The organism is Oryzomicrobium terrae (assembly GCF_008274805.1).
Lineage (GTDB): Bacteria > Pseudomonadota > Gammaproteobacteria > Burkholderiales > Rhodocyclaceae > Oryzomicrobium > Oryzomicrobium terrae.
The window spans coordinates 1,874,451-1,891,868 of sequence record NZ_CP022579.1; the positions used below are offsets into that span (position 1 = coordinate 1,874,451).

Consider the following 17,418-nt stretch of genomic DNA (forward strand, 5'->3'; position numbering starts at 1 on the left):
CAGCCCCCCGTTAGGAGTTGATCATGACCACCCCGAGCCACGCCTCCGCCCCCCTGCCCTCCCTGTTCGTCTCCCATGGCGCCCCCAGCCTGCTGCTCGAAGACGTGCCGGCCCGGGATTTCCTCGCCGGCCTGGGCCCGCAGCTCGACCGCACCTACGGGCGCCCCCGGGCCGTGGTCGCTATCTCAGCCCACGACATGGCGCGGCTGACGGTGGTGGGCAGCGCCGAGCGCCTGGAAACCATCCACGACTTCTGGGGCTTTCCCGACGAGCTGTACCGGCGCCGCTACAACGCCCCTGGCTCGCCGGACCTGGCCCAGCATGTGGCCGGCCTGCTCGGTGCCGCTGGCATCAACCACGCCGTGGCCGACGCCCCTGGCCTGGACCACGGCGCCTGGGTGCCCCTGACCCTGATGTATCCGGCCGCCGACATTCCGGTGGTGCCGGTGTCCCTGTCCGCCACCCTGGACGAACGCCAGCACCTGGCCTTGGGCCGGGCCCTGGCCAGTCTGCGCCGGGAGGGAGTGCTGGTGCTGGCCTCGGGCAGCACCACCCACAACCTGCGCGACCTGGGCCGCCACCTGGCGGGTACGCCGGAAGGCGCTTACGTGGACGGGTTTGCCGAGTGGCTGGCCGCCACCCTGGCCGCCGGGGACGAAGCGGCGTTGCTCGACTGGCGCGCCGCCACCCCCTACGGCCGCCGCGCCCACCCGACGCCGGAGCATTTCATTCCGCTGTTTGCCGCCTACGGCGCCGCTTACGGCGATAATGGCGCCCCGCCCCGGGCGGAACGGCTGCACCACAGCATCACCCACGGCATCCTGGCCATGGACGCCTACGCCTTCCACTGACCTCCGGCTGGGGGACGGCTAGCCCCTGAACATGCCGCCCCACGCCCCGGCCAAGGATTTATTGCTGCCCGCCGCGCTCCAACAGGAAAACGGCAGTGGCCCGGCGGACAGTGCGCCGCCCGCACCACGCCGCCAACGCGGCAATTACGCTACATTGCGCGGCCGGTCGCCCAGCGGCCGGCCACGCCAGAAAGGACCGACATGAACGCCCCCACCTCCTCCGCCACCGCGCCCCAGCTGGCCGGCACCCGGTTGCTGCCCGCCAGCGGCCAGCCCGATCTGCTCTTCATCTACCTGCACGGCGTGGGTGCCCGGGGCGACGACCTGGAGCCCCTGGCCGAAGCCATCGGCCAGCGCTACCCCCAGGCCGCCCACCTGCTCGCCGAGGGCTTCGAGCCCTTCGACCAGGCGCCCTTCGGCCGCCAGTGGTTCTCCCTGCTCGGCATCAGCGAAGAAAACCGCCCCGCGCGCATCGCCGCCGTGGTGCCGCGCCTGATTGCCGCCATCGAAGCCACCCGCGCCGAATTCGGCCTGTCGTCCCAGCGGGTCTGCCTGGTGGGCTTTTCCCAAGGCGCCATCCTGGCCCTGGAAGCAGCCCAGGCCGCCCACGACAGCCTCGGCCATGAGCTGGCCGGGCGGGTGTTGGCCTTTGCCGGCCGCTACGGCACCCTGCCCGCCGCGGCCCCCAACGACACCGTGATCCACCTCTTCCACGGCATGGCCGACCAGGTGGTGCCGGCCCACCACAGCGTCACCGCCGCCGAGCACCTGGTGGCCCTGGGCGCCGACGTCACCGCCGACGTGCTGCCGAAGATCGGCCACGAGATCCCCGCGGCCCTGCTCGACAAGGCCGTGGAGCGGCTGCAAACCTTCGTCCCGCGCAAAGTGTGGGAACAGGCCATGCGCGAAGTGGCGGCCGCCGAAGACCAGCAGCCGCACTAACACCCAGCGCACAACCGGAGGGCAGGCGCGCGGTCCAGCCGCGCCCTGCCCTCCTTCTTTTTGGGGATGCCGGCAAGCCTCACCCTGAAACTCCGCGCCCCTGGCCGATCTTCATAGGGGCATCGCCGAACGCCGCGACTGGCGCGGGGTTTCAGGCACATTGGCTGGAAAGCCAATACTGGCGCGGGGTTTCACCCGGTGCCTCCTCAGGAGTCCGCCAGGCGGCCCCCTGCCCTGCCGCGCTGCGTACGCTTTTCCCTCCTCAGCCCAGGGGTTCGACGCCATGGCGCCAGCGTCACCACCGCCCGTCCAAAATGGCAGTAAAAACACGCCGGAAAGCGCGCGGCCGGGTGTCTCCTTGCCTCTTCTTGCGGCAGTGCGTCATATGACTGACATAACTGGATTTTTTCGCCTTATCCACAGAGCGCCCCACAGAATCTGTGGGAAAGCCGAGCGGGCCGCAGCCATGGACGGTAACGAAATCCCGGGGCCACCGTGGACGTCCTTCGGCCCAGGCCGTATGCTGCCGCGCGGCATGCTTTTGGCCTAGTGACGGCCCTGCGGGCCGACCTGGCCTGCCCCAACGGATAAATACGCTCATGACCACTCACCGGGACCCCACCTGGCGCACGGCACTGTCCGGCGCCCAGATCCTCTTCGTTGCCTTCGGCGCCACCGTGCTGGTGCCCCTGCTCACCGGCCTCAACCCCAGCCTGGCACTGCTCGGCGCCGGGGTCGGCACCCTGATCTTCCAGGTGTGCACCAAGCGCCGGGTGCCCATCTACCTGGGCTCGTCCTTCGCCTTCATCGCCCCGGTGATCTATTCGGTGCAAACCTGGGGCATGCCCGCCACCCTGGGGGCCCTGGCCTGTGCCTCGTTCTTCTACTACGTGGCCGCCGCCCTGGTGAAGTGGCGCGGCGTGGGCCTGATCCACCGCCTGCTGCCGCCGGTGGTGATCGGCCCGGTGGTGATGGTGATCGGCCTGGGCCTCGCCCAGGTGGCGGTGGACATGGCCAGCGGCAAGGCCGGCGGCCAGCAGGTGGTGCCCTACGGCACGGCCATCGCCATTGCCGCCATTTCCCTGGCGGCCACCATGCTCACCGCCATCCGCGCCCGAGGGCTGCTCAAGCTGGTGCCGATCCTGGTGGGCGTGGCGGTGGGCTACGGCGCCTCCCTGGCGGCGGGTATCGTCGATTTCGCCAAGGTGAGCGACGCCGCCTGGCTGGCGGTGCCCCAGTTCGGCACGCCGCAATTCAACCTGGCGGCGATCCTGTTCATGATCCCGGTGGCCATCGCCCCCATCGTCGAGCACGTCGGCGGCGTGCTCGCCATCGGCTCGGTGGTGGGCAAGGACTTCACCGCGGAACCGGGCCTGCACCGCACCCTGCTCGGCGACGGCCTGGCGGTGAACGTGGTGGGCCTGTTCGGCGGCCCGCCGGTGACCACCTACGGCGAGGTGACCGGGGCGGTGATGCTGACCCGCAACTTCAACCCGGTGGTGATGACCTGGGCCGCCGGCTTCGCCATCATCATGGCCTTCGTCGGCAAGTTCGGCGCCCTGCTCCAGACCATCCCCATGCCGGTGATGGGCGGCATCATGGTGCTGCTGTTCGGCTCCATCGCCGGCATCGGCCTCAAGACCCTGATGGACGCCAAGGTGGACCTGATGAACCCGCGCAACCTGTGCATCATCTCGGTCACCCTGGTCACCGGCATCGGCGGCCTGGGGGTTTCCATCGGTAATTTCAGCCTCCAGGGTATCAGCCTGTGCGGCGTGCTGGCGGTGCTGCTCAACTTGATCCTGCCCGCCGCGCCCCGGACGGCCGGGGAACCGGACACGGCGGCGGTGGACAATCTGGTCTGAGCCCTCCCCAGGCCGGACCGACAATCCGTGCCTTAGGGCCCACGCCGACACGGCGCCGGAAATCCGGCGCCGTGTTCGTTTACGGGCCAGCCGCCGCCTCCTTCGCCGTTTTTCCCCTTGCCGAATCGGGCCAAACACCACATACTGTTTTTATATACAGTTAATGTTTTTTACGGCACCGGCGCCACTCGCGCTACCCTGCCGGCCCCAGCCAACGCTTTTCCCCGAACCGTGCAACCCCTCGCCTTCATCGACCTGGAAACCACTGGCGGCACCGCCGCGGTGGATCGCATCACCGAAATCGGCATCGTCACCGTGGACGCCAGCGGGATTCAGGAGTGGAGCACCCTGGTCAATCCGGAACGCCCCATTCCCCCGTTCATCCGCCAGCTCACCGGCATCGACGACGCCATGGTGGCCGGGGCGCCGACCTTCGCCGAGGTGGCCGACGCGGTGCAGCAACGGCTTGCCGGCCGGCTGTTCATCGCCCACAACGCCCGCTTCGACCACGGCTTTCTCAAGAGCGAATTCAAGCGCCTGGGCATCGACCTCAAGGCGACGGTGCTGTGCACCGTGCGCCTGTCGCGCCGCCTCTACCCGGAAGAACCGCGCCACGGGCTGGACGCCCTGATCGCCCGCCACGGCCTGACCGTGGCGTCCCGCCACCGCGCCCTGGACGACGCCCGGGTGATCTGGCACTTCTGGCAGAAGGCCCGGGCCGAACTGAGCGAGGCGAAGGTCGACGCCGAGGTGACGGCCCTCACCGCCCGGCCCAAGCTGCCACCGCAGCTGGACCCGAGCCTGGCCGACGAAATCCCCGAAGGCCCCGGGGTCTATCTCTTCTACGGCGAGGACGAGCAGCCCTTGTACGTAGGCAAGAGCAGCGGCCTGCGCCGGCGTGTGCTGTCCCACTTCGGCAAGGCCCGGCCGTCCCCCCGGGAAGCGAGCCTGGCCGAGCAGGTGCGGCGCATCGAGTGGATCGAGACCGGCGGCGAACTGGGTTCCCAGCTCACCGAGGCGAGCCTGGTGCGGCGCCTGCGCCCTCGCCACAACCGCCAGCCAAAGGTCGCCCTGAGCCGGGAGCAACTGGCCCCCTGGCCCTACGGCGGGCCGATCGCCATCCGCGAAGGACGCGGCCTGCATCTGGTGGACGACTGGCGCTACCTGGGCAGCGCCGACGGCGAGGCGGCGGTGCCGCCCTTGCTGGCCGCCGAGCGGCCGCCCTTCGACGGCCATACCTACACCGTGCTGGTCAAACACCTGGCCAAGCCGCGCATCCGCGTGCTGCGCCTGGACCGGGCGGGCCGGGTGGAGCAGGGGCGTAGGGACTAAGCCCGTACCCTTACCGCATCCTCTCCGCTTCGCTCCCGTTTCACCCCGCCATGAGCCGTCCCCGCCGCATCGCCCATCTCGACATGGATGCGTTCTTCGCTTCCGTCGAACTGCTCCGCTACCCGGATCTGCGCGGCCAGCCGGTGGTGGTGGGTGGACGCAGCGTGGACGCCCCGGTGACGCAGCCCGACGGCACCCGGCGCTACGCCCGGCTGCGCGACTACGTGGGCCGCGGGGTGGTCACTACCTCAACCTACGAGGCCCGGGCTTTGGGGGTTTTTTCCGCCATGGGGCTGATGAAATCGGCCCAGCTGGCGCCGGACGCCATCCTGCTGCCGGCGGATTTCGAGGCCTACCGCGCCACTTCCCGACGCTTCAAGGCGGCGGTAGCCGAAATCGCGCCGAAAATCGAAGATCGCGGCATCGACGAGATCTACATCGACCTCACCGACGTGCCCGGCGACAGCGAGCCCCTGGCCCGGCGCATCAAGAACGCGGTATTCGCCGCTACCGGCCTGACCTGCTCCATCGGCATCACGCCGAACAAGCTGCTGGCCAAAATCTGCTCCGACCTGGACAAGCCCGACGGCCTGACCCTGCTCGACCACAGCGACATGCCCCGGCGCATCTGGCCCCTGCCGGCGCGCAAGATCAACGGGATCGGCCCCAAAGCCACGGAAAAGCTGACGGCCCTGGGCATCCACACCATCGGCGAACTGGCCCAGGCGCCGGTGGATTTTCTCGTCGCCCACTTCGGCCGCAGCAGCGGCGCCTGGCTTCATGCCGCCGCCAACGGCATCGACGACCGGGAGCTGTCCACCGATTCGGTGCCCCGTTCGATCAGCCGCGAAACCACTTTCGAGCGCGACCTGCACGCCCGCCAGGACCGGGCAGCGCTGTCCGAAATCTTTACCAGCCTGTGCCAGCGGGTGGCCGCCGACCTGCAGCGCAAGGGCTACGCCGGACGCACCATCGGCATCAAGCTGCGCTACGCAGATTTCCAGACCGTCACCCGGGACATCACCCTGCCGGCACCGGTGGCCGATCTGGCCGCAATCCGCCGGGCGGCGGGGGAGTGCCTGAAGCGCGTGCCCCTGGACCAGCGGCTGCGCCTGCTCGGTGTGCGGGTCGGCACACTGACCCCCTTGGCCGAACTGGCTCAACCGCCCCGGGAGCGCCAGGGCGACCTGTTCGTCGGCCTGGATGCCGACACCCCCGCGTGAGCCCAGCGCTGCTGTACCGGAGCAGCAACGCTCACTCCCATGCCGGGATCAGCCGCCGCTTTCCTCGTAGGCCGCTAGGGTGATCCCGGCGTGGGTGAGGATTTCGCGCAACTGTTTGATGTCCTGGCGGCTGCAGGTGGTGCTGTTGTGGGGGTGGTGGATGAATCCCTCGCTCTGGTTGAGCACCACCTTGAAGCGGGCACCATGGCTAGGCTCGATCTCGGCCCCCAGGTGGCGCAGCAGGGATTCGACCTCGCGCCAATGGATGTTGGCACTGGGCGGGTCATGAAAAATGGTGCGCAGCAGGGGCAAATGCTTGTGGCTCATGACTCGCTCCAGTTCAGGGGTGGCGTGGTCGTTCGAGAAAAGCGTTCACCAGATCCATCGGCAGGGGAAAGATCACCGTGGTGTTCTTGTCGGCGCCGATCACCGTCAGGGTTTCCAGGTAGCGCAACTGGATCGCCTGAGGCTCCTGGGCAAGAATCCTGGCCGCCTGGAAAAGTTTTTCAGCGGCCTGCAACTCGCCCTCGGCATGAATGACCTTGGCGCGCCGCTCCCGCTCCGCCTCCGCTTGGCGGGCGATGGCACGGATCATCGATTCGGTCAGATCCACCTGCTTGATCTCGACATTGGACACTTTGATGCCCCAGGTGTCGGTCTGGGCATCGAGGGCCAACTGGATGTCCTGATTGAGCCGCTCCCGCTCCGCCAGCATGTCGTCCAACTGGTGCTTGCCGAGCACCGAACGCAACATGGTCTGGGCCAGCTGGCTGGTGGCGTTGAGGTAATCCTCCACCTGGATGATGGCCTTGGCCGCATCGATCACGCGCAGATAGACCACGGCACTGACCTTGACCGACACGTTGTCCCGGGAAATCACGTCCTGGGTCGGCACCTCCAGCACAATGGTGCGCAGATCGACCCGCACCACCTGCTGGATGGCCGGGACGATGATCACCAGCCCCGGCCCCTTCACCTTCCAGAAACGGCCCAGGGTGAACACCACGCCCCGCTCGTACTCGCGGAAGATGCGGATCGATGCAAACGCCAGCACCACCAGCAGCACCACGACGACGCCGTAGCCGCCGAAGATGGCACCGGATATTCCGGATTCCCAGGGCATGAGCCTCTCCTTCGCACCAAGCCGTTCCCTCTTGCTTGGGCCATGGCGCTGGCGCGGCAGTTCCCGGCCGGCGCTGTCCCGGGGTGCTTCGGGCGCTGACGGCGCTACACTGGCAAGGTGAGCACGCCCCTCCTTCCGCCCCCTCGCCCACCTGCGCATCCGCCCGCCGGCGGTGAGGAGGCGCGGCTGTTCCTCGCCCTCTGGCCCGATGCAGGCGTGCGCCGGGCCCTGGTACGGCAGCGGGACGCCTGGAGCGCGGCGGCCGGCACCCGGCTGATGCGGCCCGACACCCTGCACCTGACCCTGCACTACATCGGCCACGTGCCGCGTGGGCGCCTGGCGGAAATCCGCCACGGCCTGAAAACCCCCTTCTCACCTTTTGCCTTCGGGCTGGAGCGGACGGATCTCTGGCGCCACGGTATCGCCGTGCTCGCCACGGATGCGGTGGCGCCAGGCCTGGCAGCCCTTCACGCCGCCCTGGGAAAACGCCTGGCCGACCTGGGCCTGCCCACCGACAGCGCCGACTTCCACCCCCACGTCACCCTAGCCCGCCGAGCCGGCAGGCTGGTGCCGGCTATTCCTCCCCTGCCCCTGCGCTGGCAGGTCCGCGACTACGTGCTGGTAGAAAGCCGCCCGGGCCAGGAATCGCCTTACACGGTGCTGGAACGCTATCCGGCCACCGCACTGGCCAGCGATACGTAAGGCGTAAGGCACCGCGCGACTGTGGGGCAAGGCCACCCAACAAAAAAGGCAGCGCGGGATCGCTCCCGGCTGCCTTTTTCGCGACGCGAGTGGTCGAGCGACTTAGTAGGTGTAGAACCCCTTGCCGGTCTTGCGGCCCAGGTAGCCGGCTTCGACCATTTCCACCAGCAGCGGAGCCGGGCGGTACTTCGGGTCCTTGGTGCCTTCGAACAGCACCTGCATCACCGCCAGTTCCACGTCCAGGCCGATCATGTCGCACAGGGCCAGGGGGCCGATGGGGTGGTTGCAGCCGAGCTTCATCGCTTCGTCGATGGCGGCAGCTTCGGCCAGACCTTCGCCCAGGGCGAAGATGGCTTCGTTGATCATCGGGCAGAGCAGGCGATTGACCACGAAACCCGGGCTGTTCTTGACCTGCACGGGGGTCTTGCCTACGGCCTTGGAGATGGCTTCCACGGTGGCGTAGGTGGCGTCGGAGGTCTGCAGACCGCGGATCACTTCGACCAGAGCCATCATCGGCACCGGGTTGAAGAAGTGCATGCCGATCACCCGGTCGGCGCGGCCGGTGGCGGCGGCGAGCTTGGTGATGGAGATGGAGGAAGTGTTGGAGGCCAGGATGGCGTCCGCCTTCATCAGGCCGTCGAGTTGCTTGAAGATCTTGGTCTTCAGTTCCAGGTTCTCGGTGGCGGCTTCGATCACCAGGTCGGCAACGGCCAGGGCCTGGGTGTCGGTGGACGTGGAAATCTTGGCCAGGGCGGCAGCCTTCTGCGCCTCGGTCATCTTTTCCTTCTTGATCAGGCGGTCCAGGCTGCCGGAAATGGTGGCCACGGCGCGGTCGAGCGCGGCCTGGGCGACATCGGTGAGGATCACGTCGAATCCGGCCACGGCGAACGCCTGGGCGATGCCGTTACCCATGGTGCCGGCGCCGACGACGCCGATTTTTTGCTGGGACATCCCTACTCTCCTTGTAGTCAGTGGTGCAAGCGGAGTCTTGTTCCATACGCAGACGTATGGGAGCGGTGCATCATACCGTCCCGCGGCGCCACCGCCAACTTGAGCCACACGTCATGGTCACGGCCCACCGCCAATCCGCAGCTCGCGGCGAAATCGACGTTCCTCCTCGCCCACCGTGGGCAAGCCCCCCTAAAATGGCCAGGTTTTCTCCCAACAAGGATGTGAAATGGCCGAATCCGTCGGCGCGGTAGTCATCGGGGCCGGCGTGGTCGGCCTGGCCTGTGCCCGGGCCCTGGCCCGGCGCGGCATCGAAACGGTGGTGGTCGAGGCCCGCACGGCCATCGGCCAGGAAACCTCCAGCCGCAACAGCGAAGTCATCCACGCCGGGCTCTACTACCCGGCCGGCTCCCTCAAGGCCCGCCTGTGCGTCGCGGGCCGGCAACGCCTCTACCGCTTCTGCGCCGACTACGGCGTGGCACACCAGCGCTGCGGCAAGCTGATCGTCGCCACCAGCGCCGCCCAGGTGGGGGAACTGGAAGCCATCCGCGCCAAGGCCGCCGCCAACGGCGTAGATGATCTGCGCCAGCTCAATGCCGCCGAGGCCCAGGCCCTGGAACCGGCGCTGCACTGCCACGGCGCCCTGCTCTCCCCCTCCACCGGCATCATCGACAGCCACGGCCTGATGCTGGCCCTGCTCGGCGACGCCGAACACCACGGCGCCAGCCTTGCCCTGGGCAGCCCGGTGATCGAGGGGCGGGTCGCCCCCGACGGTCTGCGCCTCACCGTGGGCCAGGGCGGCGACGCCATGGAACTGGCCCCGCGTCTGATCATCAACGCCGCCGGCTTGTACGCCCCCCGGGTGGCTTCCCGCCTCGCCGGCTACGCCGCCGCGCACCTGCCCCCGGTGCATTTCGCCAAGGGCAACTACTACAGCCTGGCGGGCCGGGCGCCCTTTTCCCGGCTGATCTACCCGGTGCCCGAACCCGGCGGCCTGGGGGTGCACCTGACCCTGGACCTGGGCGGCCAGGCCCGCTTCGGCCCGGACGTGGAATGGCTGCCCGACCAAGGCGTGGACGCCGATCCCGCCACCTTCGACTACCGGGTCGATCCCGCCCGGGCCGAGCGCTTTTACGGCGAGGTGCGCCGCTACTGGCCCGAGCTGCCCGACCACGCCCTGGCCCCGGCCTATTCCGGCGTACGCCCCAAGATCAGTGGCCCGGGCCAGCCCACCGCCGACTTCTGCCTGCAAGGGCCGGAGACCCACGGTATCCCCGGGCTGCTCCACCTCTACGGCATCGAATCCCCGGGCCTCACCTCCTGCCTGGCCCTGGCCGAACTGGCCTGTGAACGGCTGGGGCTGGGCGCCGATCCGGCCGAAACCTGGAGCGGCCCAATCGACGATGCCTCCAGCAGTCCGGCAGCCCATCCCTCCCGCACGGACCCCACGCCACGCCGGATCGTGCTCGACACCAACGCGGTGCTCGACCTCTTCTATTACCGCCCCCGCGCCCTGGCCCAGAACAAGCCACCCCGGGGGCCGTCCATCGCCCCTCTGGCCGAAGCCATCGACAGCGGCGCCCTGCGCCCCTGCGCCGATGCCACCACCCTGGACGAGTTGGCCCGGGTGCTCGCCTACCCCGAATTCGCCCTGGGCCCCGACGAACAGGCCGCCCTCCACGCCGCCTACGCCGCCCGGGTGGAACTGATCGCCCCGGCCGATCCGGATACCGCCAGCGGCCTGCCCCGCTGCCGCGACAAGGACGACCAGAAGTTCGTCGAACTGGCCGCCCGGGCCGGCGCCCTGTGGCTGGTCAGCCGGGACAAGGAAGTGCTGCGCCTCAACCGCCGCCGCCTCAACCCCCTGCCCTATCGGGTGCTCCTGCCTGAAGAATTGGCCGCCTTGCTGGCGGGCGAGCACCTGGCGGATCAGGCCACGCTGCTTGCGTCGCCGAATCCGTAAATCCGGCCCAAAATCCGCCACACCTCGGCCCCAAACCGGCCCGCAACCAAGCTCCAGATTCAGCCTCATGACCCGCACCAAGCCCGACAAGGCCGCCACCCACGGCACCCCGCAGCAACCCCAAGACCCCTGCCCCTGCGGCACGGGCCGCCCCTACGCTGCCTGCTGCGCCCCCTACCACGCCGCCCCCTTCGCCGAGGCGCCCCCCGCCCCCACCGCCGAAGCCCTGATGCGCTCCCGCTACAGCGCCTACGTCCTGGGCCTGGAACCCTACCTGGTCGCCACCTGGCACCCCACCACCCGCCCCTCCGCCCTGGGCCTGGCCGACGACCCCCCAGCCCACTGGCTGGGGCTGGAGGTCAAGCGCCATACGCCCGCCGGCGATACGGCCGAGGTGGCCTTCGTCGCCCGCTACAAGGTGGGGGGACGGGCGCACCGGCTGGTGGAAACGAGCCGGTTCGTACGGGAGGATGGACGGTGGTTTTATGTGGATGGCGATCTGGGCTAACCCCAGCCCAGGCCACGCCACTGCTCAATCCGGATAGGATGGCGCACGGCTCGGCTACCGCCAGCACCGTCCCTCCACGAAAGCTTGCCCATGCTCCTCATCGCCGCCCTCACCCTCAAGAAAGCCGTCACCTTGTTCGCCCTGGTCGGACCGGTGACGATGATTCCGGTCTTTCTGGCCTCCGCCGAGGGGCTGGACGCCCCGGGCAAGGTGCGTTTTGCCCGGACCATCGGGGTGAGCGTGACGGTGGCGCTGCTGGTGGCCACCTTTCTCGGCATGCCGCTACTGGGGCTGCTCGGGGTGTCGCTGGGAGCGATGCAGGTGGGGGGCGGGATCATCGTGCTGTTGCTGGCGATCGCCATGGTGCTGGGCAAGGAAACCAGCTTCAAGGGCTCGCCCCCGGCGGCGGACGGAACGCCGGCAGTGCCCCGAGGCAAAGCGTCGATCATTCCCCTGGCGGTGCCCTTGCTGGCCGGGCCGGCGGCGTTCAGCTATGTCATGGCCAACAGCGCCTGGCACAGCTACCTGGACCTGATCCACGTGATCCTGCCCATCGTCATGGTGGGATTGTCGTGCTGGGTGAGCTTTCACCTGGCCTGCCGGGCCGAGCGGGAAATCCGCCAGGCGACCCTGGACCTGGTGGCCCGGGTGGGGGGCTTCATCCTCGCCACCATGGCGGTGGAGATGATGGCCACCGGGCTGCGCAGTCTGTTCCCGGTGCTGACGCCCGGCTAAGCCGGGTGCTCCGGTCGCGCCCCTTGTCTGCACCGTTCGCCGCTGCCGCAGGCCGCCTCCGCACGGTGAAATGGCAGCGGGATGGTGGTGGAATGGCGGCCAGTCCGAGTCGCGCGCGTTACCCCGTCCTCCGCATCCCCGCGCCAGTGGCCGATCTCCAGACGGGCATCGCGGAAAACCAATAGGGGCGCGGGGTTTCAAACCAGCATCGCCGAGCGCCTTTATCCACGCGCCTTTCCGGGGCATGCATAAAAAAGCCGCCGGACGGGAACGCTGATTCCTCTCCGGCGGCAAGGACGGCACCGCCCGCGCAACGGCAGCGGTGCCGGCAGGTACGTGGGGGCGGCGAAGGGCTTGCCTTGCCTCCCCGCCCTACTTCGCCGCCGTGGCCACGGGGCCGGCGGCCACACCAGCCTGGGCCGTGGCGGATGACACGGCGGAAGGCGCCACACCAGCCGAGGCAGCGGCCTGGCCCACCGGGGCCACCGGCTCGGACACACCGGCCACCGGCGCCGCAGCCTCGCCCCAACTCCCGCCCAAGGCGCGGATCAACCCCACCGTGGCTCGGGCCCGCTCGCCGTCCAGGCTGACGGCGACGCGCTGCTGTTGCAGCACGCTGCGGTCGGCGTCGATCACGCTCAGGTAGCTCACCGAGCCTTCCCGGTACTGGATGTGGGAGAGCCGGGCGGCGCGGCGAGCGGCGCTCACCGCGTCGTCCTGGGCCTGGTTCTGGGCGTCGAGCAGGCGCAGGCCGGCCAGGTTGTCCTCCACCTCCTTGAAGGCCTTGAGCACCGCCTGGCGGTAGTTGGCCACCTCTTCCTCGTGCTTGGCGTTGGCAAAATCCACCCCGGCGCGGCGGGCGCCGCCGTCCAGCAGCGGCAGGCTGAGCGCCGTGCCCACCAGGGGGCCGAGCAGGAAGCTGCGGCTGCTCCACTTGAACAGGTCGCCCAGGTCGGCGGATCCGTAGCCGAAGGCGCCAGTCAGGTTGAGGCGCGGGAAGTAGGCGGCCCGGGCCGCGCCGATGCGGGCGTTGGCGGCGGCCATGGCGTACTCGGCGGCGGCGATGTCCGGGCGCCGTTCCAGCAGGGCCGAGGGCAGGCCGGCGGGGATGCGCACGGTCAGGCGCGCCAGGGGCTGGGGCGGCAGTGAAAAGGCGGCAGGCGCCTGCCCCAGCAGAATCGCCAGGGCGTGCTCGGCCACGGCGCGCTGGCGTGCCACGCCGAGGGCTTCGGACTGGGCCGCCGCCAGCTCGGTGCGGGCCCGGGCCAGGTCCAGCTCGCTGATGTCGCCCTCGTCGAAGCGGCGCTGGAAGAGGCGCAGGGTCTGGCCGCGCAGTTCCACCGTCTCGCTGTAGAGGGCCGCCGTGGCATCCAGCTCGCGGACGAGAAAGTAGGCCTGGGCCACGTCCGCCTGCAAGGCCAGCAGCACCGATTGGAACAGGGCCCGCTGTTGCAGGGCGTCGGCTCCGGCGGCATCGGCCCCGGAGCGCACCCGGCCAAACAGGTCGGCCTCGTAGGCCACGGTGCCCTGGGCGCGCCACAGGGTGCTGGGCGTGGTGTCCGCATCCGCCGCCAGCCCTTGGGAGGCCGGGGATGGGCGCTGGCGCGTCGGCCCGAAGCCGACGCCGACCTGGGGGAACAGGCCGGAGCGGGCGTTCTGCTCCAGGGCCCGGGCCTGGGCCAGGCGGGCGGCGGCCGCCTTCAGGTCCTGGTTGGCGGCCAGGGCCTGGTTCTCCAGGGCGTTGAGGGTGTCGTCGGCGAAGATCGTCCACCAATCGCCCCGGGGCTGGGCCTCGGCGGGTTGAGCGGGCTTCCACGGGCTGTCGTCGCCGACAGCCTCTTGGGCTTCCTTGAAGGCCGCCGGAGTGTCGAGCAGGGGGCGCTCATAGGTCGGCGCCAGGGAGCAGCCGGCCAGCACCAGCAGGCTGGCGAGCAGCAGCGGCAGCCCCCGGGAGGAGTTGAAACGTTTGGTCATGATGAAGGGTCCTGTTCCGTTCAGTGGCTCGCGTCGTGGGCCACCTGGGGCGCGTGGGCCGAGTGGGCGGTGAGCGGTGCTTCGTGGGGCGCGGCGGAATGGAGCTTGTGGCGCTTGTCCAGGGTGCGCAGCAGCACATAGAAGGCCGGGGTGAGGAAGAGGCCGAAGAAGGTGACGCCGAGCATGCCGAAGAACACGGCCACGCCCATGGCATGGCGCATCTCGGCACCGGCGCCGCTGGAGGTGACCAGGGGCACCACGCCCATGACGAAGGCGATGGAGGTCATCAGGATCGGGCGCAGCCGCAGCCGGCTGGCGTCGATGGCCGCCTGCAACGGCGTGCTGCCCTGCATCTCCAGCTCCCGGGCGAACTCGACGATGAGGATGGCGTTCTTGCAGGCCAGCCCCACCAGCACCATCAGGCCGATCTGGGTGAAGATGTTGTTGTCGCCGCCGGTGAGCCAGACACCGGTAAGGGCCGCCAGGATGCTCATGGGCACGATCATGATCACCGCCAGAGGCAGGGTCAGGCTCTCGTACTGGGCGGCCAGCACCAGGAACACCAGCAGCAGGCTGATGGGAAAGACCCAGATGCCGGCGTTGCCCGCCAGGATCTTCTGGTAGGTCAGGTCGGTCCATTCGAACTTGACGCCCCGGGGCAGGGTTTCCGCCGCCACCCGCTCCGCCGCCGCCTCGGCCTGGGCCGAGGAGAAGCCGGGGGCCGGGCCGCCGTTGATGTCGGCGGCGGTGAAGCCGTTGTAACGCACCACCATCTCCGGGCCGAACCCAGGCTTGACCTTGACCAGGGACGACAGGGGCACCATCTCCCCGTCCCGGTTGCGGGTCTTGAGTTGCAGGATGTCCTCGGGCCGGGCGCGGAACGGCGCATCGGCCTGGGCCCGCACCTGGTAGACGCGGCCGAAGCGGTTGAAGTCGTTCACGTAGAGCGAGCCCAGGTAGATCTGCATGGTGTCGAACACGTCGGTCACCGAGACGCCCTGCTGCTTGGCCTTGACCCGATCCAGGTCCACGTCCAGCTGCGGCACGTTGATCTGGTAGCTGGAGAACATGGGGCCCAGCTCCGGTGCCTTGGCCGCTCCCGCCATGAAGGCCTTGGCCGCCTTGTCCAGCTCGGCGTAGCCCAGGGCGCCCCGGTCCTCGATCTGCAACTTGAAACCGCCCAGGGTGCCCAGACCCATCACCGGCGGCGGCGGAAAGACCGCCACGAAGGCTTCTTGCAGGGCGCTGTACTTCTGGTTGAGGGCGCCGGCGATGGCGTCCGCCGACAGCGCCTTGCCGCGCCGCTCGTCGAAGGGTTTCAAGGTGGCGAAGACGATGCCGGCGCTGGAGCTGTTGGTGAAGCCGTTGATGGACAGGCCCGGGAAGGCGATGGCGCTTTCCACCCCGGGCTGTTCCAGGGCGATTTCGCCCATCTTGCGGATCACCGCCTCGGTGCGGTCCAGGGAGGCGCCGTTGGGCAGCTGGGCGAAGCCGATCAGGTACTGCTTGTCCTGGGCGGGCACGAAGCCGCCGGGCACCAGGTAGGAAATACCCACGGTGAGGCCCAGCAGCACCGCATAGACGCCCATGGCCGAGGCCTTGCGCGAAATGACGCCGGTGACGCCCCGGCCGTAGTTGTCCGATGCCCGGCCGAAGAAACGGTTGAAGGCGGCGAAGAAACGGCCCAGGTAGCGGTTCATCTGCCGCGTCAGCCAATCCGGCGCGCTGCCGTGGCCCTTGAGCAGCATGGCCGCCAGGGCCGGGGACAGGGTCAGGGAGTTGAACGCCGAGATCACCGTGGAGATGGCGATGGTCATGGCGAACTGCTTGTAGAACTGGCCGGTGAGGCCGGTCATGAAGGCCAGGGGCACGAACACCGCCACCAGGGTCAGAGCGATGGCGATGATGGGGCCGGAAACCTCACGCATGGCCCGGTAGGTGGCATCCCGCGGCGTCAGGCCGGCCTCGATGTTGCGCTCCACGTTCTCGACCACGACGATGGCGTCATCGACGACGATGCCGATGGCCAGCACCATGCCGAACAGGGACAGGGCATTGATCGAATAGCCGAAACCGAGCATCAGGGAGAAGGTGCCGACGATGGATACCGGCACCGCCAGCAGCGGAATGATCGAGGCGCGCCAGGTCTGCAGGAAGACGATGACCACCAGCACCACCAGGGCGATGGCCTCCAGCAGCGTATGCACCACGGCCTTGATGCTGGCCCGGACGAACTGGGTCGGGTCGTACTCGATGCGGTATTCCACCGAGGCGGGGAAGTCCTTGGCCAGGTCGGCCATGGCCGCGCGCACCTGGGACGACACGTCCAGGGCGTTGGCGCCGGGGGACTGCATGATGCCCATGCCGATGGCCGGCTTGTTGTTGAGCAGGGAGCGCAGGCCGTATTCGGCCGCGTCCAGCTCCACCCGGGCTACGTCGGCCAGACGGGTGACGCCGCCGTCGGGGGCGGTCTTGAGCACGATGTCGCGGAACTCTTCCTCCGTCTGCAAGCGGCCCTGGGCGTTCACCGAGAACTGCAGGGGCACGTCGCCCACCGTGGGCGAGGCACCGATCACCCCGGCGGCCACCTGCACGTTCTGCTCGCGGATGGCGCGCACCACCTCGCTGGCGGTGAGGCCGCGCTGGGCCACCTTCTGGGGATCGAGCCAAACCCGCATGGCGTAGTTGCCGGCGCCCCAGATCGAGACCTCGCCCACCCCGTTGAGCCGGGCCAGGCGGTCCTTGATGTTGAGCACCGCGTAGTTGCGCAGGTAGGTGGCGTCGTAGCGGTCGTCCGGCGAGATCAGGTGGACCACCAGGGTCAGGGTCGGCGAGCTTTTCACCGTGGTCACGCCCAGGCGCTGCACGTCCTCCGGCAGCCGCGGCAGGGCCTGGGAGACCCGGTTCTGCACCAGTTGCTGGGCCTTGTCCGGGTCGATGCCGAGCTTGAAGTACACGGTCACCGTCAGGTTGCCGTCGCTGTTGGCCTGGGACTGCATGTACAGCATGTTTTCCACGCCGTTGATGGATTCCTCCAGGGGCGCGGCGACGGTCTCGGCGATCACCTTGGGGTTGGCGCCCGGGTACTGGGCGCGCACCACCACCGAGGGCGGCACCACTTCCGGGTACTCGGAAATGGGCAGCTGGAACACCGCCAGCACCCCGGCCAGCAGGATCAGGACCGACAGCACGCCGGCGAAGATGGGCCGGTCGATGAAGAATTTGGATATGTTCATGGCACTCCCCCCGCAG

The 17,418-nt window shown here is 69.1% G+C and carries 14 protein-coding genes; 9 read left to right on the forward strand and 5 right to left on the reverse strand.

Annotated features, from left to right (window positions below; genetic code table 11):
- The first annotated feature begins 23 nt into the window (after positions 1–23).
- From OTERR_RS08645 to dinB, 5 genes are all read left to right on the forward strand, one after another.
- Positions 24–851: a DODA-type extradiol aromatic ring-opening family dioxygenase gene (locus OTERR_RS08645; RefSeq protein ID WP_054620836.1), complete on the forward strand. Its 828-nt coding sequence runs from the start codon at positions 24–26 to the stop codon at positions 849–851.
- A gap of 201 nt (positions 852–1,052) precedes the next feature.
- The gene (gene ypfH, locus OTERR_RS08650) at positions 1,053–1,793 is read left to right on the forward strand and encodes an esterase (RefSeq protein WP_149425488.1); all 741 of its coding nucleotides are present in this window, start codon (positions 1,053–1,055) and stop codon (positions 1,791–1,793) included.
- A gap of 599 nt (positions 1,794–2,392) precedes the next feature.
- A complete protein-coding gene (locus OTERR_RS08655) occupies positions 2,393–3,658 on the forward strand; it encodes a uracil-xanthine permease family protein (RefSeq protein ID WP_149425489.1) in 1,266 nt (421 codons plus the stop codon).
- 231 nt (positions 3,659–3,889) lie between these two features.
- Entirely contained in the window at positions 3,890–4,990 is a 1,101-nt protein-coding gene (locus OTERR_RS08660; protein WP_223115909.1) for an exonuclease domain-containing protein, read from the forward strand.
- A 50-nt stretch (positions 4,991–5,040) separates the two neighbouring features.
- The gene (gene dinB / locus OTERR_RS08665; RefSeq protein ID WP_149425490.1) at positions 5,041–6,213 is read left to right on the forward strand and encodes a DNA polymerase IV; all 1,173 of its coding nucleotides are present in this window, start codon (positions 5,041–5,043) and stop codon (positions 6,211–6,213) included.
- Between the two features lie 48 nt (positions 6,214–6,261).
- Here the strand turns inward: dinB and OTERR_RS08670 are convergent, their stop codons facing one another.
- Both OTERR_RS08670 and OTERR_RS08675 read right to left on the reverse strand, forming a co-directional pair.
- The gene (locus OTERR_RS08670) at positions 6,262–6,540 is read right to left on the reverse strand and encodes a type II toxin-antitoxin system HicA family toxin (protein ID WP_149425491.1); all 279 of its coding nucleotides are present in this window, start codon (positions 6,538–6,540) and stop codon (positions 6,262–6,264) included.
- A gap of 13 nt (positions 6,541–6,553) precedes the next feature.
- Positions 6,554–7,336: a slipin family protein gene (locus OTERR_RS08675; RefSeq protein ID WP_149425492.1), complete on the reverse strand. Its 783-nt coding sequence runs from the start codon at positions 7,334–7,336 to the stop codon at positions 6,554–6,556.
- Between the two features lie 117 nt (positions 7,337–7,453).
- On the opposite strand from OTERR_RS08675, the gene thpR reads away from it, so the two are divergent.
- Positions 7,454–8,038: an RNA 2',3'-cyclic phosphodiesterase gene (gene thpR, locus OTERR_RS08680; protein WP_149425493.1), complete on the forward strand. Its 585-nt coding sequence runs from the start codon at positions 7,454–7,456 to the stop codon at positions 8,036–8,038.
- A gap of 102 nt (positions 8,039–8,140) precedes the next feature.
- Here the strand turns inward: thpR and OTERR_RS08685 are convergent, their stop codons facing one another.
- Positions 8,141–8,989 (reverse strand): 3-hydroxybutyryl-CoA dehydrogenase, encoded by an 849-nt coding sequence (locus OTERR_RS08685; RefSeq protein ID WP_149425494.1) that lies wholly within the window; start codon positions 8,987–8,989, stop codon positions 8,141–8,143.
- A 226-nt stretch (positions 8,990–9,215) separates the two neighbouring features.
- Between OTERR_RS08685 and OTERR_RS16645 the strand changes: the two genes are divergently transcribed.
- From OTERR_RS16645 to OTERR_RS08700, 3 genes are all read left to right on the forward strand, one after another.
- Positions 9,216–10,949, forward strand: a complete 1,734-nt coding sequence (locus OTERR_RS16645; RefSeq protein WP_187775200.1) for an FAD-dependent oxidoreductase — start codon at positions 9,216–9,218, stop codon at positions 10,947–10,949.
- Between the two features lie 67 nt (positions 10,950–11,016).
- Entirely contained in the window at positions 11,017–11,457 is a 441-nt protein-coding gene (locus OTERR_RS08695; RefSeq protein ID WP_149425495.1) for a YchJ family protein, read from the forward strand.
- Positions 11,458–11,547: 90 nt separating this feature from the next.
- Positions 11,548–12,192, forward strand: coding sequence for a MarC family protein (locus tag OTERR_RS08700; RefSeq protein ID WP_149425496.1), 645 nt, complete (start codon positions 11,548–11,550; stop codon positions 12,190–12,192).
- Positions 12,193–12,564: 372 nt separating this feature from the next.
- Here the strand turns inward: OTERR_RS08700 and OTERR_RS08705 are convergent, their stop codons facing one another.
- Positions 12,565–14,166, reverse strand: a complete 1,602-nt coding sequence (locus OTERR_RS08705; RefSeq protein WP_149425497.1) for an efflux transporter outer membrane subunit — start codon at positions 14,164–14,166, stop codon at positions 12,565–12,567.
- Positions 14,167–14,186: 20 nt separating this feature from the next.
- Entirely contained in the window at positions 14,187–17,402 is a 3,216-nt protein-coding gene (locus OTERR_RS08710; protein ID WP_149425498.1) for an efflux RND transporter permease subunit, read from the reverse strand.
- Positions 17,403–17,418: the final 16 nt, after the last annotated feature.

Excerpts from the sequence above, each read along its gene's own strand:
- dinB (WP_149425490.1), top strand. The coding sequence starts at position 5,041 with ATGAGCCGTCCCCGCCGCATCGCCCATCTCGACATGGATGCGTTCTTC.
- OTERR_RS16645 (WP_187775200.1), top strand. The coding sequence starts at position 9,216 with ATGGCCGAATCCGTCGGCGCGGTAGTCATCGGGGCCGGCGTGGTCGGC.
- ypfH (WP_149425488.1), top strand. The coding sequence starts at position 1,053 with ATGAACGCCCCCACCTCCTCCGCCACCGCGCCCCAGCTGGCCGGCACC.
- OTERR_RS08700 (WP_149425496.1), top strand. The coding sequence starts at position 11,548 with ATGCTCCTCATCGCCGCCCTCACCCTCAAGAAAGCCGTCACCTTGTTC.
- OTERR_RS08705 (WP_149425497.1), bottom strand. The coding sequence starts at position 14,166 with ATGACCAAACGTTTCAACTCCTCCCGGGGGCTGCCGCTGCTGCTCGCC.
- OTERR_RS08710 (WP_149425498.1), bottom strand. The coding sequence starts at position 17,402 with ATGAACATATCCAAATTCTTCATCGACCGGCCCATCTTCGCCGGCGTG.
- OTERR_RS08675 (WP_149425492.1), bottom strand. The coding sequence starts at position 7,336 with ATGCCCTGGGAATCCGGAATATCCGGTGCCATCTTCGGCGGCTACGGC.
- OTERR_RS08695 (WP_149425495.1), top strand. The coding sequence starts at position 11,017 with ATGACCCGCACCAAGCCCGACAAGGCCGCCACCCACGGCACCCCGCAG.
- OTERR_RS08685 (WP_149425494.1), bottom strand. The coding sequence starts at position 8,989 with ATGTCCCAGCAAAAAATCGGCGTCGTCGGCGCCGGCACCATGGGTAAC.
- OTERR_RS08645 (WP_054620836.1), top strand. The coding sequence starts at position 24 with ATGACCACCCCGAGCCACGCCTCCGCCCCCCTGCCCTCCCTGTTCGTC.
- OTERR_RS08655 (WP_149425489.1), top strand. The coding sequence starts at position 2,393 with ATGACCACTCACCGGGACCCCACCTGGCGCACGGCACTGTCCGGCGCC.
- OTERR_RS08670 (WP_149425491.1), bottom strand. The coding sequence starts at position 6,540 with ATGAGCCACAAGCATTTGCCCCTGCTGCGCACCATTTTTCATGACCCG.